General features: G+C 69.8%; 16 protein-coding genes. 9 read left to right on the top strand and 7 right to left on the bottom strand.

Translation table 11 applies throughout. The features are described from left to right. Positions 1 to 3,371 (top strand): bifunctional diguanylate cyclase/phosphodiesterase (locus tag HMPREF0591_RS13805; RefSeq protein WP_007169192.1); only part of this gene is annotated, 3,371 nt, incomplete at its 5' end. 3 nt (positions 3,372 to 3,374) lie between these two features. On the opposite strand, the gene HMPREF0591_RS13800 is transcribed toward HMPREF0591_RS13805, so the two are convergent. From HMPREF0591_RS13800 to HMPREF0591_RS13790, 3 genes are all read right to left on the bottom strand, one after another. Next, positions 3,375 to 4,406 carry an LLM class flavin-dependent oxidoreductase gene (locus HMPREF0591_RS13800; protein WP_040622517.1) on the bottom strand — a complete coding sequence of 344 codons (1,032 nt, stop codon included), beginning with the start codon at positions 4,404 to 4,406 and terminating at the stop codon, positions 3,375 to 3,377. A gap of 116 nt (positions 4,407 to 4,522) precedes the next feature. Beyond that, entirely contained in the window at positions 4,523 to 5,641 is a 1,119-nt protein-coding gene (locus HMPREF0591_RS13795) for an FAD-binding protein (protein WP_007169190.1), read from the bottom strand. Further along, entirely contained in the window at positions 5,638 to 6,465 is an 828-nt protein-coding gene (locus HMPREF0591_RS13790) for a uracil-DNA glycosylase (protein WP_040622824.1), read from the bottom strand. Before HMPREF0591_RS13790 ends, HMPREF0591_RS13795 begins: the two co-directional genes overlap by 4 nt. Positions 6,466 to 6,549: 84 nt before the next feature. Here HMPREF0591_RS13790 and tap point away from each other — a divergent pair, with 84 nt between their 5' ends. Next, positions 6,550 to 7,803 carry a multidrug efflux MFS transporter Tap gene (tap, locus tag HMPREF0591_RS13785; RefSeq protein ID WP_007169188.1) on the top strand — a complete coding sequence of 418 codons (1,254 nt, stop codon included), beginning with the start codon at positions 6,550 to 6,552 and terminating at the stop codon, positions 7,801 to 7,803. A 1-nt stretch (position 7,804) separates the two neighbouring features. Here the strand turns inward: tap and HMPREF0591_RS33450 are convergent, their stop codons facing one another. Next, positions 7,805 to 8,401 (bottom strand): SHOCT domain-containing protein, encoded by a 597-nt coding sequence (locus HMPREF0591_RS33450; protein WP_007169187.1) that lies wholly within the window; start codon positions 8,399 to 8,401, stop codon positions 7,805 to 7,807. 70 nt (positions 8,402 to 8,471) lie between these two features. Between HMPREF0591_RS33450 and HMPREF0591_RS13775 the strand changes: the two genes are divergently transcribed. The 3 genes from HMPREF0591_RS13775 (at position 8,472) to HMPREF0591_RS13765 (ending at position 11,783) form a co-directional block, all read left to right on the top strand. Beyond that, a complete protein-coding gene (locus HMPREF0591_RS13775) occupies positions 8,472 to 9,839 on the top strand; it encodes an FAD-binding oxidoreductase (RefSeq protein WP_007169186.1) in 1,368 nt (455 codons plus the stop codon). Between the two features lie 115 nt (positions 9,840 to 9,954). Then, a complete protein-coding gene (locus tag HMPREF0591_RS13770; protein ID WP_007169185.1) occupies positions 9,955 to 11,205 on the top strand; it encodes a cytochrome P450 in 1,251 nt (416 codons plus the stop codon). Further along, positions 11,202 to 11,783 (top strand): TetR/AcrR family transcriptional regulator, encoded by a 582-nt coding sequence (locus HMPREF0591_RS13765; protein WP_085981638.1) that lies wholly within the window; start codon positions 11,202 to 11,204, stop codon positions 11,781 to 11,783. The genes HMPREF0591_RS13770 and HMPREF0591_RS13765 overlap by 4 nt, the downstream gene beginning before the upstream one ends. A 43-nt stretch (positions 11,784 to 11,826) precedes the next feature. Here the strand turns inward: HMPREF0591_RS13765 and HMPREF0591_RS13760 are convergent, their stop codons facing one another. Beyond that, positions 11,827 to 12,966, bottom strand: a complete 1,140-nt coding sequence (locus tag HMPREF0591_RS13760; protein WP_007169183.1) for an acyltransferase family protein — start codon at positions 12,964 to 12,966, stop codon at positions 11,827 to 11,829. Continuing rightward, positions 12,963 to 14,663, bottom strand: coding sequence for a DEAD/DEAH box helicase (locus HMPREF0591_RS13755; protein WP_007169182.1), 1,701 nt, complete (start codon positions 14,661 to 14,663; stop codon positions 12,963 to 12,965). The genes HMPREF0591_RS13760 and HMPREF0591_RS13755 overlap by 4 nt, the downstream gene beginning before the upstream one ends. Before the next feature lie 149 nt (positions 14,664 to 14,812). Here HMPREF0591_RS13755 and HMPREF0591_RS13750 point away from each other — a divergent pair, with 149 nt between their 5' ends. Both HMPREF0591_RS13750 and HMPREF0591_RS13745 read left to right on the top strand, forming a co-directional pair. Then, positions 14,813 to 15,412, top strand: coding sequence for an LppP/LprE family lipoprotein (locus tag HMPREF0591_RS13750; protein ID WP_007169181.1), 600 nt, complete (start codon positions 14,813 to 14,815; stop codon positions 15,410 to 15,412). 45 nt (positions 15,413 to 15,457) lie between these two features. Continuing rightward, positions 15,458 to 18,877 (top strand): TM0106 family RecB-like putative nuclease, encoded by a 3,420-nt coding sequence (locus HMPREF0591_RS13745; RefSeq protein ID WP_007169180.1) that lies wholly within the window; start codon positions 15,458 to 15,460, stop codon positions 18,875 to 18,877. A 19-nt stretch (positions 18,878 to 18,896) separates the two neighbouring features. Here HMPREF0591_RS13745 and HMPREF0591_RS13740 read toward each other — a convergent pair whose 3' ends face one another. Then, on the bottom strand, positions 18,897 to 20,867 hold the full coding sequence (locus HMPREF0591_RS13740; RefSeq protein ID WP_007169179.1) for an MFS transporter: 1,971 nt from the start codon (positions 20,865 to 20,867) through the stop codon (positions 18,897 to 18,899). A 219-nt stretch (positions 20,868 to 21,086) separates the two neighbouring features. On the opposite strand from HMPREF0591_RS13740, the gene HMPREF0591_RS13735 reads away from it, so the two are divergent. Together HMPREF0591_RS13735 and HMPREF0591_RS13730 are read left to right on the top strand one after the other, a co-directional pair. After that, a complete protein-coding gene (locus tag HMPREF0591_RS13735; RefSeq protein ID WP_007169178.1) occupies positions 21,087 to 21,863 on the top strand; it encodes a hypothetical protein in 777 nt (258 codons plus the stop codon). A 190-nt stretch (positions 21,864 to 22,053) separates the two neighbouring features. Beyond that, positions 22,054 to 22,283 (top strand): 2-oxoglutarate dehydrogenase E1 subunit family protein (locus HMPREF0591_RS13730; protein ID WP_040622514.1); only part of this gene is annotated, 230 nt, incomplete at its 3' end.

Raw genomic sequence — 22,283 nt, 5'->3', positions numbered from 1 at the left:
AGATCTTCAACGACGTCGTCCTGCTGACGACCGCGATCCTGATGCTGTCCCGGGGGCGTCCCGGCGACGAGCCGAGCCGCAACCTGCTGGCCGGCGGCGTGGCGACGATAAGCATCTCCGACATCGCGATGGTGTTCAAGAGCGGGATCGGCAGCTATCAGGTCAGCGATCTGGTGGACCTGGGCCGAGTGGCCGGGCTGGGCATGCTTGCACTGGCCGCGTTGTCCAGCGTCTACGAGCCCTTCGTGCCGCCGTCGCGCAACGACGAAATCCGGTCGCGTACCCGGCTGTGGCTGCCGTACCTGCCCTTGCTGGTGGCCGCGGCCGTCGGGTTGGGCCACGCCGTCGGCCTGATGGCGCACGGGCCGTTGCTCGCCGCGCTGGGAATCCTGGTGGCCGCGGTGCTCGTGCGGCAGTTCGTCGTACTGATGGAGAACCAGAGCCTGCTGTCCGAGGTCGCGCGGGAAGCGTTCCGCGACAGCCTCACTGGCCTGGCCAACCGGGCGTACTTCCTGGACCGACTGGAACAGGCCGTCGCCCGGCAGAGCTGCGACATCGCGCCCATCGCGGTGTTGTGCCTCGATCTCGACAATTTCAAAGCGGTCAACGATGCCCTGGGCCACCCGGCCGGTGACGAACTCCTGGTCCGGGTCGCCGGCAGGCTCACCGCAACCCTGGGCGACAAGTGCGTCATCGCCCGCCTCGGCGGCGACGAATTCGCCGTGGTCATCGAGGGCCCCATCGAGGAGTCGCACGCGGCCGCGCATCGCGTCCTCGACGCGTTTCACGCGCCGATCCTGGTCGACGGCGTTCCCATACCGGTCCGGCCGAGCGTCGGATATACGGTGGCCACCGCCTCGTCCGATTGCAGCGTCGAACAACTCCTCCGGCACGCCGACTTGGCCATGTACACCGCCAAACGCGAAGGCGGCCAATGTGTTCGCACCTTCGTGCCCGATTTGCCGCTCGCCTACTCGTTTCCGGCCGTCCCGGCGGCGGAGTCCCCCCCGCCGGCCGCCGAGGCGAGCACCGGCCCGCTGCTCAGGCGGGCGGCTGACGCCGCGACGTCAACACCGGTGCAACGACAAGACGGCGTCGACGGCGTCCGCTGGCCCCCGACGACGATCCGGATTGCCCTCGCGGTCTTGACGATCGGCGTCGTATCCTTCGCCGTCACCAGCGTCCTCTCCCCGAACGCCAGCCACAGCGTCTTCTTCGCCAAATCGCTGTATTCCGCGCTGAACCTCCTGGCGGCCGGGCTGATTGCCGTCCGGGCATACCGCCTCAAGGCCGACCGGCTGGCGTGGTCCCTGATCGCGGCGGGCATGGCGTTGTCGGCGCTCGGCGACGTCGTCTACGCGTTCTGGGTGCCGAACGCGCAGTCACCGTCAATTGCCGACCCCGAATACCTGGCGTTCTATCCGTTCGTCTATGCCGGGATCTTGCTGCTGATGCGATCGAGCCTGAAGCGGGTGCCGATGCCCATCCGCATCGATTCCCTGGTGTGCGCGTTGGCGGTGGCCGCGCTGGCCGCCGCGCTGCATGCCGGGCCCATGCACGCCGCCGCCACCCGGGTTCCGGCGACGGTGCTGGTGGGCCTGATCTACCCGTGGGGCGATCTGGTGCTGCTGGCCCTGGCCGTCGGAATGTTGCCAATCCTGGGGTGGCGCAGCGAATTTCGCTGGGGCTTTCTCGTGGTCGGTCTGGTCGGCTTCGCCGTCGCGGACACGGCCTACCTGTTCCAGACAGCGGCGGGTTCGTACCGGGCGGGCAGCACGCTCGACGTCCTCTGGCCGGCTTCGTCACTGCTGGTGGCGATAGCCAGCTGGGCGCGTTGGTCGTCGGCGGCTCCGGCGCCGCGGCGCGGACTCGGCTCCTACGCGGTCCCGGTGACGTGCACCGTCGTGGCGCTCGGGGTCGCGATCCTGGGGCACGATTCCCGGCTGGCTTCGACGCTCGCCGCCCTCAGCCTCGTCGCGGTCGCCGCGCGGTTCTCGGTGACCTTCCGCGACGTCAGCTTGCTGGCGGAAAGCCACCTGCAGGCCATGACCGACGAACTGACCACGCTGCCCAATCGGCGGTCACTGGCGACGGCGCTGACCGAACTGTCGGCTTCCGCGTCGAGCGGCCGGGGGCAGTCGCATCGTGCGCTGCTTTTGCTCAATCTTCACAAGCTGCGGGAGATCAACCAATCGGTCGGCCGCCACTTCGGGGACGAACTGTTGTGGCACATCGCAAATCGCCTCGTGCACAGTGTGCGACGCGATGATCTGCTCGCGCGGGTGAGCGACGAAGAGTTCGCCATCCTGCTCGGTGAGGGGTCGGACCTCGTCGCCGCCCGCGCCCAGGCCGGTCGGTTGCTTGAAGGCATGAGAATCCCTTTCGAGTTGGACGCGATCAGCGTGAAGATCGACGCCTGCATCGCCATTGCGCTCTATCCCGACCATTGCGACCATCCGCAGGAACTGTTGAACCGGGCCGAGGCGACGATTCCGCACGCGATGTCGGCCCTCAGCAGGATCGCGGTGTACGAGTCCGGCTTCGAGACGGATCGCGACCACGATCCCAATCTCGTCGGGGAGTTGCGCGCCGCGCTGATCGACGGTGACCAGTTGACCGTGCATTACCAGCCCAAGGTCAACGCGACCGACGGAAGCGTCCACAGTGTCGAGGCGCTGCTGCGTTGGCAGCACCCCGACCGGGGGCTGCTGTTGCCGGAGGAGTTCCTGCCGGCCGCCGAACGTGCCGGCTTGATGCGGACGGTGGCCAACCGCACCATCAATCTCACGCTCGAGCAGGTTCGGTCATGGCGCGACGAGGGCATTCCGCTGACCGTCGCGGTGAACCTGTCGACGACGAACCTGCTCGACCTCGACCTCGCGGTCACCATCGAACGACTGCTGCGGACCCACGGGCTACCCCCCGACGCGTTGATCGTCGAGATCACCGAGAGCGCGCTCGTTGATTCGGACCGGTCCCGTAACACCGTCGCCGCCCTGCAGCTGCTCGGCGTTCGGATCTCGCTGGACGACTACGGCACCGGATGGTCCTCGCTGGCGCGCCTGCAGGACGTCTCGGTCGACGAGCTCAAACTCGACAGGCGATTCGTGGCACGCCTCGCCCAGGACCCACGGTCGGTCGCCATCGTGCAGTCCACCGTGGATTTGGCGCAGAACCTGGGCGCCGAACTCGTCGCCGAGGGCGTCGAAGACGAGGTCACCCTGACCGCGCTGCGGCGCTACGGCTGCACCATCACCCAGGGTTTCGTGCATAGCCCGCCGCTGCCGCCGGAAGACCTGCGGCGCTGGGTCACGGCCAGGACGGCGACCGCGGGCCGCGTCGATTCCGGGCGGTCGGCGGTGACGGACTGACGGTCAGAACAACTCCTTGGCGAGCAATTCCAGGGTCGCGACCCGGGCCGGCGCGCTGGCCGGGGCGGTACCGCGGCGCGCCGAGGCCACCGGGTTGACCATCACCTCGTCCACGCCGAACCGTCGGGCGAGCTCCCGCATCTGTTCGGCGGCCTCGGCCGGCGTACCCAGGACCGCTCGCCGCAGCCCGCTCTGCACGATGTGCTGCTGCTGCGGCGTCAGCTCCGCACGTTCGGCCTCCTCGACCAGCGGCACCGGGCCGAGCGGTTGTCCGGTGCGCAGCTTCGCCATCATCTGCAGATTGGGCAGCATCAAAGCCGTTGCCTCGTCGCGATTTTCGGCCACGGACGCGTTGACCGTCAGGAACGTCAGGGGTTCGGGCGTCAGGGCGCTGGGCTTGAAGCGGGACCGGTAAACCTCGAGCGCCTGCTCGGTTCCGTTGCCGGAGAAGTGATGTGCGAATACGTACGGCAGCCCCTTGGCGGCGGCCAGGTGCGCCGAGTACATCGACGAGCCGAGCAGCCACAGCCGCGGTTCGCCCGCGGCGGCCGGGGTGGCCTTGAGCCGGTAGTCCCCCGAGCGCAGCGGCACCACCACGCCGCGCGCGCTCATCAGCGCCGCCACGTCGTCGAGGTATTGCGGGAAATTCTCGATGTCTTCGTCACCGCGGCTTCCGCGCAGGGCGTACGACGTGACCGGGTCCGAGCCGGGCGCTCGGCCGATGCCCAGGTCGATGCGGCCCGGTGCGGCGGCTTCCAGCAGGGCGAATTGCTCGGCCACCGCCAGGGGCGCGTGATTGGGCAGCATCACACCGCCGGACCCGAGGCGCAGCTGCGAGGTTTGCGCGGCCAGGTATGCGATCAGGACCGGCGGGCTGGTGGCGCCGACGGACGGCATGTTGTGGTGCTCGGCCACCCAGTAGCGCGTGAAACCCAGCCGATCCGCGGCCTGCGCCAGCTGCACGGTCGCCGCGAGCGCATCGCCGGTCGTCTGGTCCGTGCGCACGGGCACGAGATCAAGGACGGAAAGACGCACGTTGGCGTCAACGCCGGAGGCCGCGCGAACGTTCCCGGCCTTCTCGCGAGCAGACACAAAATCACCCGCCCGCCCGGCGTGTCGGGTGATTTTGCGTCTGCTCGGCTGGAGGGCTGTCAGTAATCCTTGAGCGTGATCGAATTGACGATGCGGTCGAAAACCTCCTGCGGTATCGGCGCCCCACCGGGAATGTTGTCGACGACCAGCCATTGATTGCGCTTGACGTAGTCGTTGAACTCCTTGTGATAGTTCGCGAAGCCCAGTTCGTAGTCGTCACCCGCGGCGGCGAGCTCGCCGGCCAGGATGTAGGCGCCCAGCAGCGCCACGCTGGTGCCCTGACCCGACAGCGGCGAGCAGCAATATGCGGCGTCGCCGACCAGCGCGACCCTGCCCTTCGACCAGCGGTCCATCTTGATCTGCGACATCTCGTCGAAGTAGAAATCCGGTGCGGTGCGCAGGTATTCCAGTAGTTGGGGCCGCACCCAGCCGTCGTCGGCCATCCGCCGCTCCAGCTCGGCGAACTGCGCCTCGGTGTCGCGGTAGTCGATCCGCAACTCGGTGTCCATGAAACCCAACATGGCCCGGGCTTCGGTGTTGTTGCGGGCGCTGTAGATTCCCGCCATCGTGGAGTCGCCGTAATGCCAGGTCTGCCAGTAGTCCAGGTCCAAAAAATTGGGCACGGTGAAGATCGCCGCGTGGGTGCCCAGCCTCTCGATGAATTGGTCCTCGGCGCCGAACACCAACCCTCGGACGTTGGAGTGCAGTCCGTCGGCACCGATGACCAGGTCGAAGCTGCGGGCGGGGGCACGCTGGAAGGTCACGTGTACGGCGGCGCCGTCGTCGTCCAGGCCGGTGATGGTGTCGTCGAAGAGGTATTCGGCCGTCCATTGGCTTGCGCCGTAAAGCAATTCGACCAGATCGTCGCGCAACAGCTCGATGTCGGGGCTGTCGACGGGCCCGCCGGTGGGCGTGGCCTCGGTGTCGCGCGACAGTTCGTTACCGTCGCGGTCGACGCCGGAGGCGCCACGGATTTGCGTCTTTCGTTTCTGGGCGGCGGCCAGCAGCCCCATGCGTTCGAGCACCCCCAGCGCGGGGCCGCGCACGTCGATCGCCTGACCGCCCGGCCGCGGCCCGGGGTGTCGCTCCACCACGGTGACCGAATAGCCGTGCCGTCCAAGCCAATAAGCCGCCGTCGCACCGGCCACGCTGGCGCCGGACACCAGAACGTCAGTCACTTGATCCCTGCCAGCCTTTTTGCGTCGCGGAAAACGTCGTCGAGCATTGCTGGTGTCAACCTACCGGTAAACATGTTTTGCTGGCTCGGGTGGTAGCAGCCGAGTAACCGCACTCCGGGCGCGAATTGTGCGACCACCCCGTGGCCGAACCGCGGTTTGCGCATCACGGACGCGCCCGGAAGCCGCAGCGCGATTTGCCAGGCGAACCCGCCCAACGCCACGATCGTGCGCACGTGCTCGGACACCAGCCGCCATTCGGCCTCCAGCCACGGCCAGCAGGTGTCGCGCTCCAGCGGTGTCGGGGCATTGGCCGGAGGCGCGCACCGCACCGGTGCCACGATGCGAACCTGCCTCGCGCGCAACCCATCCGCGGCGTCCACACTGGTCGGTTGGTTCACCAGCCCGGCGCGGTGCAGCGCCGCATAGAGCTGATCGCCGGATCGGTCGCCGGTGAACATGCGTCCGGTCCGGTTCGCGCCGTGCGCGGCGGGCGCCAACCCGACGATCAACAGCCGGGGCCGCTCCGACCCCCAGCCCGGCACCGGCCGCCCCCAATACGGCTGGTCGGCGAAGGCGCGGCGCTTGAGGACGGCGACGTCCTCGCGCCAGTCGACGAGCCTCGGGCACGCGCGGCAGACGCTGACCAGGGCGTCGAGTTCGGGAATCGACGTGGCCGTGCGAGCCAGCGCGGCCACCTGTGCGGCGTCGGCGGCCACGGGGGTCTGCGGGGTCGCCGGATCGCCCGGCCATCCGGTGCCGGGCACCACGGGAGAATCGAACGGCTGACCGGTACGCGGGTGGACGAGCACATGAACATCCTGCAGTCGGCCGGTGGTCGACGGCCGAACGCCCCGGATATTCGGTGGTCGCGCGGCGGGCCAACGGCTACATTCTCCCCGGGACAACCCATGAGCCATCCGAGCCGCGGCCCGGCCTTTCTGATCCTGTCCGCCACGCTGCTGGCGACGACGGGTACCGGCATTTCGATCGTCGCGTTCCCCTGGCTGGCGTTGCAGCACCACGACCGCGCGCGCGACGCGTCGATCGTGGCCGCCGCCATGACGCTGCCGTTGGTCCTGTCCACGCTGGTCGCCGGCACCGCGGTCGACTTGGTCGGGCGCCGCCGGGTGTCGCTGGTGTCCGACTCGCTGTCCTGTGCGGCGGTGGCGGCCGTCCCGCTGACCGCCCGGTTGTTCGGCGTGGACGCGGTCAACGTCGTCGAGCTGGCGGTGCTCGCTTTTGGTGCGGCCGCGTTCGACCCGGCCGGCACGACGGCGCGCCAGTCGATGCTGCCGGAGGCCGCCGCCCGCGCGGGCTGGTCGTTGGACCGCACCAACAGCAGCTACGAGGCCATCCTGAATCTGGGGTTCATGGTGGGGCCGGGCATCGGCGGCCTGATGATCGCCACGGTCGGCGGCGTCAACACGATGTGGGTCACCGCGGGTTGCTTCGGTTCGTCCCTGTTGACGATCGGCGCGCTGCGGCTCGAAGGCGCCGGCAAGCCGCACCACGCGACCCGTCCCGACGGCTTGGTGTCCGGCATTGCCGAAGGGCTGCGGTTCGTCTGGAATCTGCGGGTGCTCCGGACACTCGGCCTGATCGACCTGACCGTGACCGCCCTGTACCTGCCCATGGAAAGCGTGCTGTTCCCAAAGTATTTCGCGGACCGGCAGCAGCCCGCCGAGCTCGGGTGGGCGCTGATGGCGCTGGCGGTCGGCGGCGTGGCGGGCGCGCTGGGCTACGCGGCGCTCTCGCAATACACCCGGCGGCGCACGGCCGTGTTGACGGCCACCCTCACCTTCGGCGCCGCGACGGTGGGCATCGCGTTCCTGCCGCCGCTGCCGGTGATCCTGACGCTGTGCGCGGTCACCGGGCTGGTCTACGGGCCGATCCAGCCGATCTACAACTACGTCATGCAGACCCGCGCGCCGCACCATCTGCGCGGGCGGGTGGTCGGGGTGATGGCGGGCCTGACCTACGCCGCGGGACCGTTGGGCTTGCTGGTCGCCGGTCCGCTCGCCGATGCCGGCGGGTTGAAGGTCACGTTCCTCGCCTTGGCGGTGCCGATCCTGCTGATCGGGCTGATCGCCGTGCGGCTGCCGTCGCTGCGCGAACTGGACCGCGCGCCGCAGTTCGAGGCGAGCCGGCAGTCGCCGCCGTGAGTCACTCGCCGAGAATCTTGCGCTTCTGCCGCTCGAATTCCTCGTCGGTGAGCAGTCCCCGATCCTTCAGCGCCGCCAGCCTCTCGAGCCGATCGATCGGATCCGCGCCCTGCTGCGGTTGCGCCGCCCGCATCGCGCCGAGCGCCTGCTGCTGCAGCTCGGCTCCGCGCCGCATCATCTCCTCGCGGAACGCGCCGGGATCGGCGATGGCTTGGCGGATGACATCGGTCATCGGGATACCCATCACCTGCGCGCCCGCCAGGTCGGGGCGAGCTGCGGTCACGGCGTCGATCGCCGCATCGGCCGTGGCGGCCGGCCCGCGGTCGAGTCGAACGCGGCTGTGGTCCTTCGGGTCGTAGAGCACCGGCACCCTCATGCCGGGACGCGGCGGGCTCAGCTGGGGCAGCAGCGCGGTGAGGGCGGCCTCGAACGGCGGTTCGGCGTCGGGCGTGACCCGCAGCGACAGCTTCCAGCGGACCTCGGTGTTGTTGGCGAGATTCGGGTTGCCGATCGTGACGGCGATCGCCGACTGCTCGGCGGCGAGGACGTCCGCGAACGCGCGGACACCGACTTTGCTGAGATCCCTGCGTCCAAACATCGGCCTCAACCCTCGACCCGCGGCAAGATCGCTCAACTGTACAGCGCTGACGGGCTCGTAGGATCGGGTCGTGAATGCTGAAGTCCTGGCGAGCCTGGCCGCCGACCTTCCCGACGGGATGGTGGTCACCGACCCGACCATCACCGAGGGCTATCGCCAGGACCGCGCCTTCGACCCGTCCGCCGGCAAACCCCTGGCGGTGGTCCGGCCGCGGTGCACCGAGGACGTGCAGACCGTGCTGCGCTGGGCCTGTGCGCACGGGGTGCCCGTCGTGACCCGCGGGGCCGGCAGCGGCCTGTCCGGTGGGGCGACGGCGCTGGACAACGGCATCGTCCTGTCGACGGAGAAGATGCGCGACATCACCGTCGACCCCGTCACGCGCACCGCGGTATGCCAGCCCGGCCTGTTCAACGCCGAGGTCAAGAAGGCCGCCGCCGAGCACGGCCTGTGGTATCCCCCCGATCCGTCGTCCTTCGAGATCTGCAGCATCGGCGGCAACATCGCCACCAACGCGGGCGGGTTGTGTTGCGTGAAGTACGGGGTCACCACCGACTACGTGCTGGGCATGCAGGTGGTGCTGGCCGACGGCACGGCCGTCCGGCTCGGCGGCCCCCGCTTGAAGGACGTGGCCGGCCTGTCGCTGACCAAGCTGTTCGTCGGCAGCGAAGGCACCCTGGGCGTCGTCACCGAGGTCACGCTGCGGCTGGTGCCCAAGCAGAACGCGTCCAGCATCGTCGTGGCCGGCTTCGCCACGGTCGAGTCAGCGGTGGATGCCGTGCTCGGCGTCACCGCTCGGCTGCGCCCGTCGATGCTGGAATTCATGGATTCGGTGGCCATCAACGCCGTCGAGGACACCCTGCGCATGGATTTGGATCGCGGGGCGGCCGCGATGCTGGTGGCCGGGTCCGACGAGCGCGGCGGGGCCGGCGGCGAGGACGCGTCGGTGATGGCCGCCGTGTTCGCCGAAAATGGTGCGACGGAAGTCTTTTCCACCGATGACCCCGACGAGGGCGAGGCGTTCGTCGCCGCGCGCCGGTTCTGCATTCCCGCGGTGGAGGCGAAGGGATCGCTACTGCTCGAGGACGTCGGGGTGCCGCTGCCGGCGCTGGGGGCGCTGGTCACCGGCATCGCGCGCATCGCCGCCGCGCGCGACCTGACGATCTCGGTGATCGCCCACGCCGGTGACGGCAACACCCATCCGTTGATCGTGTACGACCCCGCGGACGCCGCGATGACCGAACGGGCCCATCTCGCCTTCGGCGAGATCATGGACCTCGCCGTCGGCCTGGGCGGCACGATCACCGGCGAGCATGGCGTCGGCCGGCTGAAACGGCCGTGGCTGGCCGGTTACCTCGGGCCCGAGGTGATGGAGCTCAACCGGCGCATCAAGCAGGCCCTGGACCCGCAGGGCATCCTCAACCCGGGCGCGGGCATCTAGCCGTTCCTGCTCGAGTGCCCGGCTGGCGGGGCACTGGGTACCGAATGCCCGGCTGGCCGGGCACTGGGCCGCCGCTGGCATTGACATTCGGGGCGCATTGTCGTACGAATGAGACATGGCTGCGGTTATGTCTCATGATGCGCCGGCCGTCTTCGAGCTGGCTACCGCCGACACGTGGCGCAATCCCTGGCCGATGTACCGCGCGCTTCGCGACCGGGATCCGGTGCACCACGTCGTGCCCGCGAAGCGGCCCGATCATGACTACTACGTGTTGTCCCGGCACGCCGACGTGTGGGCCGCGGCGCGGGACCACGAGACGTTTTCCTCCGCGCAGGGCCTGACGGTCAACTACGGTGACCTGGAAATGATTGGGCTGCAGGACAATCCACCGTTCGTCATGCAAGACCCGCCCGTACACACCGAGTTTCGCAAACTGGTGTCGCGCGGCTTCACCCCCCGCCAGGTGGAGGCGGTCGAGCCCAAGGTGCGCGAGTTCGTCGTCGAACGCATCGAGCGACTGCGCGCGGCCGGCGGCGGTGACATCGTGACCGAGCTGTTCAAACCGCTGCCGTCGATGGTGGTCGCCCACTACCTCGGCGTTCCCGAAGCGGACAGGGCCCAATTCGACCGCTGGACGGACGTGATCGTCGCGGCCAACACAGCGGACGGCGGGGTGGCAGGGGCGCTGGAGACGGTGGGCGACGCGGTCGGGTCGATGATGGCGTACTTCACCGGCTTGATCGAACGCCGCCGCACCGAGCCCGGGGACGACACCATCTCGCACCTGGTATCTGCCGGAATCGGCAGCAAGGGCGGGGCCGGCGACGTCGCCGGCATGCTGTCGGTGCTGGCGTTCACGTTCACCATGGTCACCGGCGGCAACGACACCACCACCGGAATGCTCGGCGGATCAATGCCTTTGCTGCATCAGCGGCCCGACCAGCGGCGGCTTCTCGTCGACGATATGGGGTCGATCCCCGATGCCGTTGAGGAGCTGCTGCGGCTGACCTCGCCGGTGCAGGGGCTGGCCCGCACGACCACCCGCGACGTGACCATCGGCGACACCACCATCCCCGCCGGCCGCAAGGTGTTTCTGCTGTACGGGTCGGCCAACCGGGACGAGCGCCAGTACGGGCCGGACGCCGGCGAACTCGACGTCACCCGCCGCCCGCGCAACATCCTCACCTTCAGCCACGGCGCACACCACTGCCTGGGCGCGGCGGCGGCACGGATGCAGTCCCGCGTCGCGCTGACCGAGCTGCTCACCCGCTGCCCGGATTTCGAGGTCGACGAATCCGCGATCGTGTGGTCGGGCGGCAGTTACGTGCGCCGCCCGCTGTCGGTACCGATTCGGATGCGGGCCTGATGCCGACCGACTGGCTCGGCGCGCACCGCACTGAAGCGGCCGCGGACCGCATCCTCGACGCGGCCGAGCGCCTGTACACCGAACGCGACCACGCCTCCATCGGCATGAACGAAATCGCCAGGGCCGCAGGGTGTTCGCGCGCGACGCTATACCGGTACTTCGAGAACCGGGAGGCGTTGCGAACCGCCTACGTGCACCGCGAGACCCGTCGGCTCAGCCGCGCGATCAAGGAAGAGATCGGCGGCATCGACGACGCGCGAGAACGGCTCCTCGCGAGCATCACCGCCACGCTGCGGATGGTCCGCGGCAGCCGCGCGTTGGCGTCGTGGTTCGCCATCACCCGGCCGCCGATCGGCGCCGAAGTGGCCGGCCAGTCGGAGGTGATCACCGCCCTGGCCGCCGCCTTCGTCGGCTCGCTCGGGCCGGAAGACCCCGCCGTCGTGGAGCGCCGCGCGCGGTGGGTGGTGCGGGTGATCACCTCGCTGCTGCAGTTCCCCGGCCGGGACGACGCCGACGAACGCGCGATGATCGAGGAGTTCGTCGCGCCGATCGTGACGCCGGTTTCCGCCCGCGGGTAGGCGCGTCCGTTCGTCGCGCCGGGACGGGACCGCCGGCCGCGGCTCAGGTCCGCACGCGGGTGAAGCGGTGCAGCAGCCAGGCCAGCGGGATGGTGACCACCATCGTCGCGATGAACAGGTTCAGCATCGAGCCGGTGTAGACGTGGGCGCGCACGATGTAGACCATGGCGAATTCCATGGTGATCAGGTGGATCAGGAAGATCTCGTAGGAGATCTCCCCCAGCCACACCATCGGCCGCGTCGCCAGCAGCCGCCAATACCAACCCTGGTCCCCCAGCGCCAGTGGCGCCACCGCGAGCGCGGCGATCACGGCGTAGAAGCACGTCTTGAACAAGGCCTCGCTCAACGTGGCCGGCGACGTGGTGGGCGCGCCGGCGATGGGGGTGGAGACGATGAAGTAGCAGACGACGGCCAGCGGTATGGCGACGAACGCGTAGCCGCGCACGCCCATCGCCTGCAGCACGGCCAGCAACATTCCGGCGAGGAACCAGGCCAGGTAGGTGGGCAGCCAGAGCCGCGCGCCGTCGGGAAACCAGTGGTCGGTGTGCACGAGGATCAGCCAGGCCGGGCTGATCAAGGTCAACCCGGCCAGCGCGCCCAGCAGTAGCCTCGGCCGCCACCGCCGGCGGCAGACGAGCACCAGCAACACGTACGCCAGCAGCGGCAGCAGCACGTAGAAGGACGCTTCCACCGCGAGGCTCCACATCTGGGTCAGCCCCTGATGCAAATACTTCCCGAGGTAGCCGTTGCAGTAGATCTGCGTCAGCGTCAGGTTGCGCACGAGCCCCAGCCAGGTGTGTCCGGGGTTGGGGCCCGCCTGCCGGAAGTGGTACAGCACGTAGGCGAACAGCACGGTGATGACGTAGGCCGGCATGATCCGCCGAACCCGGTGCCACGCATAGCGGCTCACCGACGGCGGCGGCCCGCCGGTGGCGGCCGACTTGAGCCACGGGCGGAACAGCAGGAAGCCGGACAGCACGAAGAAGATCGGCACGCCGATCTCCATGCGGGAGCCGACCAGCCCCCAATAACCGTGCGTGTACTTGCCCGTAGTGTACGCGGCGTGCGTGCCGACGACGAGAAGGGCGGCCACGGCGCGGATTCCGGTCAGCGACGCGACCCGGTCGACGTGGGCGGTTTGCTCCAGTCCGCCCTGGGCGTCCTGTTCTTCGGACAGGGTCATCCGGTGTGTTTCCTGCGCGGCTTTCCACTGTCACGGCCGCGCGGCTTGCTCGCCGACCGATCCGGCTGAAGGTTGATCAGCACGCCCGAAATGCGGGTGCGCTCCAGCTTTTTCAGCGTCGACGGGGACAACTTGGCCGGCAGCTCCACCAGCGAGAAGTCCGGGCCGATGGCGATGTGGCCGAAATCGCTGCGATGCAGGCCGCCCTCGTTGGCGATGGCGCCGACGATCGCGCCCGGGCCCACCTTGTGCCGCTTTCCCACGGCGATGCGGTAGGTGGTGAAGGGCCTTGATTGCCTTGGCTTTTCGGCGCGTTCACGATGGTCGTCGTGCCGCTCGCGGCGTTCACGCGGCGGCTCGGGCGCCATCAGGAACTCTTCGCCGTCGCGGGACTGCAGCGCCAGCGCGGCCGCGATGTCCGCCAGCGGCACGTCGTGTTCGCGTTCGTAGTCCTCGACCAGCTTGCGGAACAACTCGATCCCCGGACGGCCCAGCGCGGCCGTGATGGAATCGGCGAATTTCGCCACCCGCTGGGCGTTGACGTCCTCGACGGTGGGCAGCTCGGCCTCGATGAGCGTTTGCCGCGTGGCCTTTTCGATCGCCCTGAGCAGGTGACGCTCCCGTGGGGAAACGAACAGCAACGCCGTCCCCGAGCGTCCCGCCCGGCCGGTGCGCCCGATGCGATGCACGTAGGACTCGGTGTCATGCGGGATGTCGTAGTTGAGCACGTGCGATATCCGCTCCACGTCGAGCCCGCGCGCGGCCACGTCGGTCGCGACCAGGATGTCGATACCGCCGTCCTTGAGCGCGGCGACGGTCCGCTCGCGCTGGCCTTGTGGGATGTCGCCGTTGATGGCGGCCGCGGAAAACCCTCGGGCGCGCAGCCTTTCGGCGACCTCTTCGGTGGCCTGCTTGGTGCGCACGAAGACGATCATCGCCTCGAACGGCTCCACTTCGAGGACCCGGGTCAGCGCGTCCATCTTGCGCGGACCGGCGACCTGGATGTAGCGCTGCGAAATGTTCTCGGCGGTAGCGGTTTTGGCTTTGGTGCTGACTTCGAGCGGATCGTGCAGGTACTTGGTGGTCAGCTTGCGGATCGCGGGCGGCATGGTCGCCGAAAACAGCGCCACCTGTTTGTATTCCGGCGTCTCGGACAGTATGCGATCAACCTCTTCGGCGAAGCCCATGGTGAGCATCTCGTCGGCCTCGTCGAGGACGAGGTAATCGACGTGGGACAGGTCCAGCGTCCCGCGCTCGAGGTGGTCGATGACCCGGCCCGGAGTGCCGACCACCACCTGGGCGCCGCGCCGCAGCCCGGCCAGCTGAACCGTGTAGGAGGAGCCGCCGTAGATCGGCAGCACGTTGACCTTCGGCAGATGGGCCCCGTACCGGCTGAACGCCTCGGCGACCTGCAGCGCCAACTCCCGGGTGGGAGCCAGCACGAGCGCCTGGGTCGCCTTGCTGGCGACGTCGATCTTGGACAGGATCGGGATCGCGAACGCCGCCGTCTTGCCGGTGCCGGTCTGCGCCAGCCCGACGACGTCCGACCCCGCCATCAGCGCGGGAATCGTAGCGGCCTGGATGCCCGTGGGCGACTCGTAGCCGACGTCAGCGATCGCCCGCAGGACGGAGGGGTGTATCTGCAGGTCGGCAAACGTCGTAGAGGCAGCCTCGGGGGAGCTGTCCGGGAGGGTCATCGTCCAAGGAGTCTAGTGGTCCTGACCGGATCGTCGGTGGGGGAACCGCCCGCTTGCGGGCGCCTGAGCGCCGCGGGACGCGTGATCATGAGCACAGCCGCGCCGGGTCCGGCCACGCCTGTCACACCCGCGCGGGCGATGACGGTACGGTGCCCGATGTGTGGTCGCTACCCCGCCGTACCGGGCCACTGACCGGCTCGGCCGCCGTCGCTCTGCTCGCCCTGACGTTGACCGGCTGCGGTTCCGGGGACTCCACGGTCGCGAAGACGCCGCAGGCCACGACGACCACCGAGACCCCGTCCATCACCGCCCCGGCGCAGCCCTCGGGCGCCGCCGCGCCGCCGGGCAGCGTCGCCGCGCCGGCCGACCCGTGCGCGGTCAACCTCGCCTCGCCCGTCATCGCGAAGGTGGTCTCGGAGTTGCCGCGCGATCCGCGCAGTCAGCAACCGTGGAGCCCCGAGCCGCTGGCCGGCAACTACAACCAGTGCGCCCAGCTGTCCGCGGTCATCGTCAAGGCGAACACCAACGCCGCCAACCCCACCACCCGGGCGGTGCTGTTCCATCTCGGGCAGTTCATCCCGCAGGGGGTGCCCGACACCTACGGGTTCAACGGCGTCGACCCCGCACAGACCACCGGCGACACGGTGGCGCTGACCTATCCCAGCGGCATCAACGGCTTGAACACCGACGTGCGGTTCCACTGGAACGGCAACGGCGTCGAGCTGATCGGTAACGCCCCGGGCCACTAGGCAAGGCCGGCGTTTACGTCGGTCCACTCCCCTACAGTTGCTGCTGTGTTCGTCACCGGCGACAGCATCGTGTACAGCGCGTCGGACCTTGCCGCCGCCGCCCGCTGCGAGTACGCGCTGTTGCGGGACTTCGACGCGAGACTCGGCTGGGGACCCGCCGCGCCGGCCGGAGACGACCTCCTCGCGCGGACCGCCGCCCTGGGCAACGAGCACGAGCGGCGCGAGCTGGACCGGCTGCGCGAGGAGTTCGGCGCCGGCGTCGCGGTGATCGGCCGCCCTGCCTACACGCCCGCCGGCCTCGCGGCGGCCGCCGACGCGACCCGGCGCGCCATCGCCGGCGGCGCGCCCGCGGTCTACCAGGCCGCCATGTTCGACGGTCGCTTCGTCGGCTTCGCCGACTTCTTGCTGCGCGACGGCGAGCGGTACCGGGTCGTCGACACCAAGCTGGCCCGGTCGGCGAACGTCACCGCGCTGTTGCAGCTGGCCGCGTACGCCGACGCGCTCGCCGCCTCCGGCATCGCGGTGGCGCCCGAGGCCGAGCTGCACCTGGGCGACGGGACGGCCGCGCGCTATCGCGTCCACGACCTGGTTCCGGTGTACCGATCGCAGCGCGCGCGACTGCAGCGGCTCCTCGACGAACATCACGCCGGGGGCACCGCGGTCCGCTGGGACGACGACACCGTGGGCGCCTGCCTGAGGTGCCCGCTGTGCACCGAGCAGTTGCATGCCACCGACGACCTGCTGCTGGTCGCCGGCATGCGAGTGGGCCAGCGCGACAAGCTGATCGACGCCGGGATCACCACGGTCTCCGCGCTGGCCGAGCATGCCGGTCCCGTGCCGGACCTGGCCCCCGGCGCCCTCGGCACACTGACCGGCCAGGCGAGACTTCAAGTGCGCCAACGCGAAACCGGCCGTCCGTGTTATGAGATCGTCGACCCGCAGCCCCTGACCCTGCTGCCCGAGCCGGACCCCGGTGACCTGTTCTTCGACTTCGAGGGCGACCCGCTGTGGACCGTCGACGGGCGGGAGTGGGGCCTGGAATATCTGTTCGGCGTCCTGGAAGCCGGGCCGGCCGGCGCGTTCCGTCCGTTGTGGGCGCACAACCGGACCGACGAACGCCAGGCCCTGGCCGATTTCTTGGCGCTGGTGGCCAAGCGGCGCAAGCGCCGCCCGAACATGCACATCTACCACTACGCGCCCTATGAGAAGACCGCGCTGCTGCGGCTCGCCGGCCGCTACGGCGTCGGCGAGGACCAGGTGGACGAACTGTTGCGCAGCGGGACGCTGGTCGACCTTTACCCGTTGGTGCGCAAGAGCATTCGCGTGGGCGCAGAGTCCGTCAGCCTGAAAGCGCTCGAGCCGCTGTACATGGGAGCGCAGCTGCGGGCCGGTGACGTCACCACGGCCACCGGTTCGATCACCTCCTACGCCCGGTACTGCGAACTGCGGGCCGACGGCCGCCGCGACGAGGCCGCGGCCGTGCTCAAGGAGATCGAGGAGTACAACCACTACGACTGCCGCTCGACGCAGGAACTGCGCAACTGGTTGATGTTGCGCGCCTACGAATCGGGGGTCGTCCCCGTCGGCGCCCAGCCCGTCCGGGACGGCAACACGGTCGAGGACCGTGACCGGCTTTCGCTGACCCTGTCGGCGTTCACCGGCGATGCCGCCGTCGACGACCGCACGCCCGAGCAGACCGCGGTGGCGCTGGTGTCCGCGGCGCGCGGCTACCACCGGCGCGAGGACAAGCCGTTCTGGTGGGCCCACTTCGACCGGCTGAACTTTCCCCTCGAGGAGTGGGCGGACAACACCGATGTCTTCGTCGCCGAGCACGCGTCGGTCAGCGTCGACTGGCACACCCCGCCCCGCGCACGCAAGCCGCAGCGACGCGTGCGGCTGCGCGGCGAGCTGGCACGCGGCGAGCTGATGACCGACGTGTTCGCGCTGTACGACCCGCCGGCTCCCCCGGGAATGTCCGGTGACCCCGACCGGCGGGCGGCCGGGCGCGCCACCGTGATCGCGGCCGACGATCCGGCGCTGCCCACCGAGGTGACCATCGTCGAAAGGGTGGGCAACGACGGCGAGCCGTTCGACCAGCTCCCGTTCGCGCTGACCCCCGGCCCGCCGATTCCGACGACGGCCCTGCGTGAGTCGATCGAGGCGACGGCCGCCGCGGTGGCGGCCGGTTTGCCGCGACTCCCGGGCAGCGCCGTCGTCGACGTGCTGCTGCGCCGCGCGCCCCGGACACGAAGCGGCTCCGCCCTGCCGCGCGGCGCCGACATCGCAGCCGACATCACCACCGCGGTGCTGGACCTGGATTCGTCGTACCTGGCGGTGCACGGGCCGCCGGGGACCGGCAAGACGCACACCGCCGCGCGGGTGATCGAGCGGCTGGCCACCGGCCATGGCTGGCGCATCGGCGTGGTGGCGCAAGCCCACGCCACCGTGGAGAACCTGCTGGGCTGCGTGATCGACGCCGGGCTCGACCCGGCGCGGGTGGCGAAAAAGCGCAACGACCACCACGCTCCGCGCTGGCAGGAGATCGACAGCAGCGCCTACGCCGCGTTCATTCAATCTTGGGGGGCCGACACCGCCGGCTGCGTGATCGGCGGGACGGCATGGGATTTCGCCAACGGCAAGCGGGTGCCGCCGGGCAGCCTCGACCTGCTGGTGATCGACGAGGCCGGCCAGTTCTGTCTGGCCAACACCATCGCCGTGGCGCCCGCGTCCGCAAACCTGTTGCTGCTCGGAGATCCTCAGCAACTGCCGCAGGTCAGCCAGGGAACACATCCCGAGCCGGTCGACACGTCCGCGCTCGACTGGCTGGTGGACGGCCGGCGCACCCTGCCCGACGAACGCGGCTATTTTCTGGACCGGTCGTACCGCATGCACCCGGCGGTCTGCGCCGCGGTCTCCGCGCTGGCGTACGAGGGCAGGCTGCACTCCCACGAGTGCGCCGCCGCCCGGCACCTTGCCGGATTGCGGCCGGGCGTGCGGACGCTCACCGTTGGGCACCACGGCAACTCGACGGAGAGCCCGGAGGAGGCCGACGCGATCGCCGGCGAGATCGACCGCCTGCTCGGCGCGCCGTGGACCGACGAACGAGGCACCCGGCCCCTCACCGCCTCCGACGTCCTCGTGCTGGCGCCCTACAACGCGCAGGTGGCGCTGCTGCGCCGGCGGCTGACCGCCGCCGGGCTCGGGGGGATCCGGGTCGGCACGGTCGACAAGTTCCAGGGCACCCAGGCGCCGGTGGTGTTCGTCTCGATGACGGCCTCCTCCGCGGACGTCGTGCCGCGCGGAATCTCGTTCCTGCTCAACAGGAACCGACTCAACGTCGCCATCAGCCGGGCCCAGTTCACGGCGGTCATCGTGCGCGCGGGGTCGCTGACCGAGTACCTGCCCACGACGCCCGCGGGCCTGACCGACCTCGGCGCGTTCCTGGCGCTCACGGAGCCGGCGTGACCTCCGGCCCCGCGCACGCCTAGTTGCCCGACGAGTGCCGCCCGTATCCGGCGGTGTCGTCGGGGTCGCGGCGGTGCCGCTGGGCCCGGGCCGACCCGTTCTGCTGCCGTTTCGGTGGCGCGAGCCGATCGGCCGGTGCGGGCCGAGGGGCGCGCGCGGAGAGCTCGGTGACGGGACGGAAGTGCTGGCGGTTGTCTACATGAGAACCGTTGTGCGCCAGCCCGATCGGGCCAGCCGGCGGCACCGGGTCATCCCGTCGGCCGGTCCGCGCGCCGGCGGGTGCGGGGCGCGGGCGGACAACCCGATCGGCCGGCGGTGCGGCGCCGCCCCCGGGCGCATACCCCGCCCGCCGCAGGGGGGTGGGCTCGGGTTCCCGGAGAAGGATCAATTCGACGTACTCGTCGTCGTCGTAGTCGTCGTCGACCACGTCGCCCGCCCCGGCCTGGCCACCGGCCGCCGCCGACGGTGCGAACCCGACCAAAAACAGCGCGGCCACGATCCCGAACAGCGCGACGAACGCGGGCAACAGCACCGACTGCGACATGGCGGCCGCGAACGGGTCGCGCAGAAACTCCGGCAGCTGCAGGCTGGCGGCCGCCTCGCCTTCGGCGCCGCCCGGCGGCCGCGGCGGCATCTGGGCGCCGATCCGCGCGGTCATGAACGCGGCCATGCCGGCGCTTCCGAGCACCGCGCCGAGCTGGCGGACCGAGTTGTACACGGCGGAGCCCGCGCCGGCCAGACCCGGCGGCAGGTTGCGCGTGGCGGTGGCCGTCAGCGGCGACCACACGAACGCCATCCCGACGCCCGTCGCGAAGAACGGCAACACCAGCCGCCAGATCGGCGTCTCGGGCGACATCTCGAACGTGAGCCAGGTCAGCGCGATCGCCAGCACCGAGAAACCGAAACCGAGGACCGGCCGCGGATGGTAGCGGTCGACCATCCTGCCGACGAACGGGGCGAACACCCCGTTGGCGATCGCCATCGGCGCGATGAGCAGGGCCGAGCGCGTGGGTGACAGCCCGCACACCGCCTGGGCGTAGAACGTCAGCGGCAGCATCATCGCCGTCGCGGCGAACGAGACGACGGCGACCCCGGCGTTGCACAGCCCGAAATCGCGGTCACGGAAGATCACCAGGGGGATCAGCGGCTCGTCGGTGTTCATCGACTGCCAGAACACGAACACCGTCATGAAGCCGATGCCGGCGACGATCATCGCCCAGATCCAGGGCTCCCAGTGCGCGGCCTGGCCCTGCTGCAACCCGAACACGATCAGGAACATGCCCGCCCCGGACAGCGCGACCCCGACCAGGTCGAACCGGTGCGACTGGGTGGGCAGCACCGGCACGAGCCAATAGGCCAGCGCGAGCCCGGCGACGCCGATCGGGACGTTGACGAAGAAGATCCACTGCCAGCCCAGCCCGTCCACCAGCACGCCGCCGGCCAGCGGGCCGACCAGGCTGGCGACGCCGGCGGTGGCACCCCACAGGCTCACCGCGACGCCGCGCCGCTCCGGCGGGAAGATGCGAGTGATGGTCGACAAGGTCTGGGGGGTGAGCACCCCGGCGCCGACGCCCTGGACGACGCGTGCGGCGATCAGCATCGCGGCGCTGTCCGCCAGCCCGCACCACACCGAGGCGGCGGTGAACACCACCAAACCGATCAGGTACAGGTTCTTGGGGCCGAATCGGTCGCCGAGCCGCCCCGCAACCAGCAGCACCACCGCATAGCCCAGCAGGTAGGCGCTGGTCACCCACACCACGGTGTCGTAGCCGATGCGCAGGCTGGTCATGATCGTCGGGTTCGCGATGGCGACGATGGTCGAGTCGACCATGATCATGAAGAAGCCGATCATCATCGCCCAGAGCGCGTTCCAGGGCTTCTGGGATTGCGGCGAATTCCGGGTGAGGAAGTCCCAGCGCTTGGTGGCGTGCAGCGAGTCCGGCGCCGCGCGCCGGGTCCCCCCGGACGACGGAGGCGTCGCCGTGGTCATCTACCCACCTCGCTTCCGCTCCCGACGATGCCCGCCCGCCCGGGTCCGCCCGGTCACCCGGCCCGGACTCACGGACATCCAGCCTGCATTATTGCCGCTGGGACAATCGGGGGAAGCCATGGCTCCGATCCCGGGTACACCACCCGGAGGTTTCGTGTTCGCCCGGTCTTTGCCGGCCTTCACGTTAGCCTGGTAGGACGCCATTTCAGGAGAGGCAAGATGCGGGCCCGACGAAAGCGGTCTTCGAACCGGTTTTTCAGTTTGTCGCACGCGGACCAGGCGCCGCCGGCCACCAACGGCAGGCCCAAGGCGTCCGCGCGCGCGTTGGCCCAGGTCATCGAGCGAAGTTCGCGGATCCAAGGCCCGGCGGCCGAGGCCTACGTGTCCCGGCTGCGCAACGCACATCCGCGCAGCGGCCCGGCCGACATCCTGGCCAAGCTGCGGAAGCGCTACGTGGGCATGGTGACCGCCAGCGGCATGGCGGTGGGCGCGGCGGCGACCATCCCCGGAATCGGCACGCTGAGCGCCCTGTCCGCCGCCGCGGCGGAAACCGTCACATTCTTGGAAGCCACCGCGTTCTTCGTGTTGGCCGTCGCCGTGGTCTACGACATTCCCGCCGATCACCGCGAACGGCGCCGGGCCCTGGTGCTGTCCGTGCTGGCCGGCGACAACAGCAAGGAGGCGGTCGAGCTGTTCGGCCCGGCCCGCACCAACGGCGGCTGGATCGCCGAGGGCGTGGCCGCCTTGCCGCTGTCGTCGATGTCGCGGCTGAACTCGCGGTTGCTCAAGTCGTGGGTCAAGCGGTACACGCTGCGGCGCGGTGCCCTGATGTTCGGCAAGGTGCTGCCGGTGGGCATCGGCGTCGTCGTCGGCGCCGTCGGCAACTACTTCGCCGGCCGCAAGATCGTCCGCAACGCCGATCGTGCGTTCGGCCCCCCTCCGGTGCGCTGGCCACGCGCGCTGCACCTGGTGCCGCCCTACCACGAAGCCGGCTAGCGGGCGCCCCCCCGCTACCCCCTTCTGCCTGGCGGATTGCTGGCGAAAGGTTAGCCTTTATAGGGCGGAAACGTTGAGCATCGACTTTGGTGTGACATGCTCCACAATCCGGGGCCGACAAACGTACAGGCGCCGCGCAGCAGCTGCTTAAAGCGCTTGCAGGACAGAGGAATTGAGGCGAACAGCGGTCGTGAGCAACATAAGTTCACCATTCGGGCAAAACGAATGGCTGGTCGAGGAGATGTACCGCAAGTTCCGCGATGACCCCTCGTCGGTCGATCCGAGCTGGCACGAGTTCCTGGTCGATTACAACCCGGAGCCGACCGGCGAACCGCCCTCGAGCGCCCCGGCCACCGGTGACGGCCAGCCCGCCGCGAGCGCCCCGCAGGCAAAGCCCGCGCCAGCCGCCCAGCCGTCCAG

The sequence above is a fragment of the Mycobacterium parascrofulaceum ATCC BAA-614 genome (assembly GCF_000164135.1).
Lineage (GTDB): Bacteria > Actinomycetota > Actinomycetes > Mycobacteriales > Mycobacteriaceae > Mycobacterium > Mycobacterium parascrofulaceum.
Note: the sequence above shows the minus strand (reverse complement) of the source record. Positions and strands in the feature narration are given on the sequence as shown.

Bases quoted from the DNA above. Each gene is read 5' to 3' on its own strand.
- tap (WP_007169188.1), top strand. From the start codon at position 6,550: ATGAGCCATCCGAGCCGCGGCCCGGCCTTTCTGATCCTGTCCGCCACG.
- HMPREF0591_RS33450 (WP_007169187.1), bottom strand. From the start codon at position 8,401: ATGTTTGGACGCAGGGATCTCAGCAAAGTCGGTGTCCGCGCGTTCGCG.
- HMPREF0591_RS13770 (WP_007169185.1), top strand. From the start codon at position 9,955: ATGGCTGCGGTTATGTCTCATGATGCGCCGGCCGTCTTCGAGCTGGCT.
- HMPREF0591_RS13760 (WP_007169183.1), bottom strand. From the start codon at position 12,966: ATGACCCTGTCCGAAGAACAGGACGCCCAGGGCGGACTGGAGCAAACC.
- HMPREF0591_RS13755 (WP_007169182.1), bottom strand. From the start codon at position 14,663: ATGACCCTCCCGGACAGCTCCCCCGAGGCTGCCTCTACGACGTTTGCC.
- HMPREF0591_RS13740 (WP_007169179.1), bottom strand. From the start codon at position 20,867: ATGACCACGGCGACGCCTCCGTCGTCCGGGGGGACCCGGCGCGCGGCG.
- HMPREF0591_RS13735 (WP_007169178.1), top strand. From the start codon at position 21,087: ATGCGGGCCCGACGAAAGCGGTCTTCGAACCGGTTTTTCAGTTTGTCG.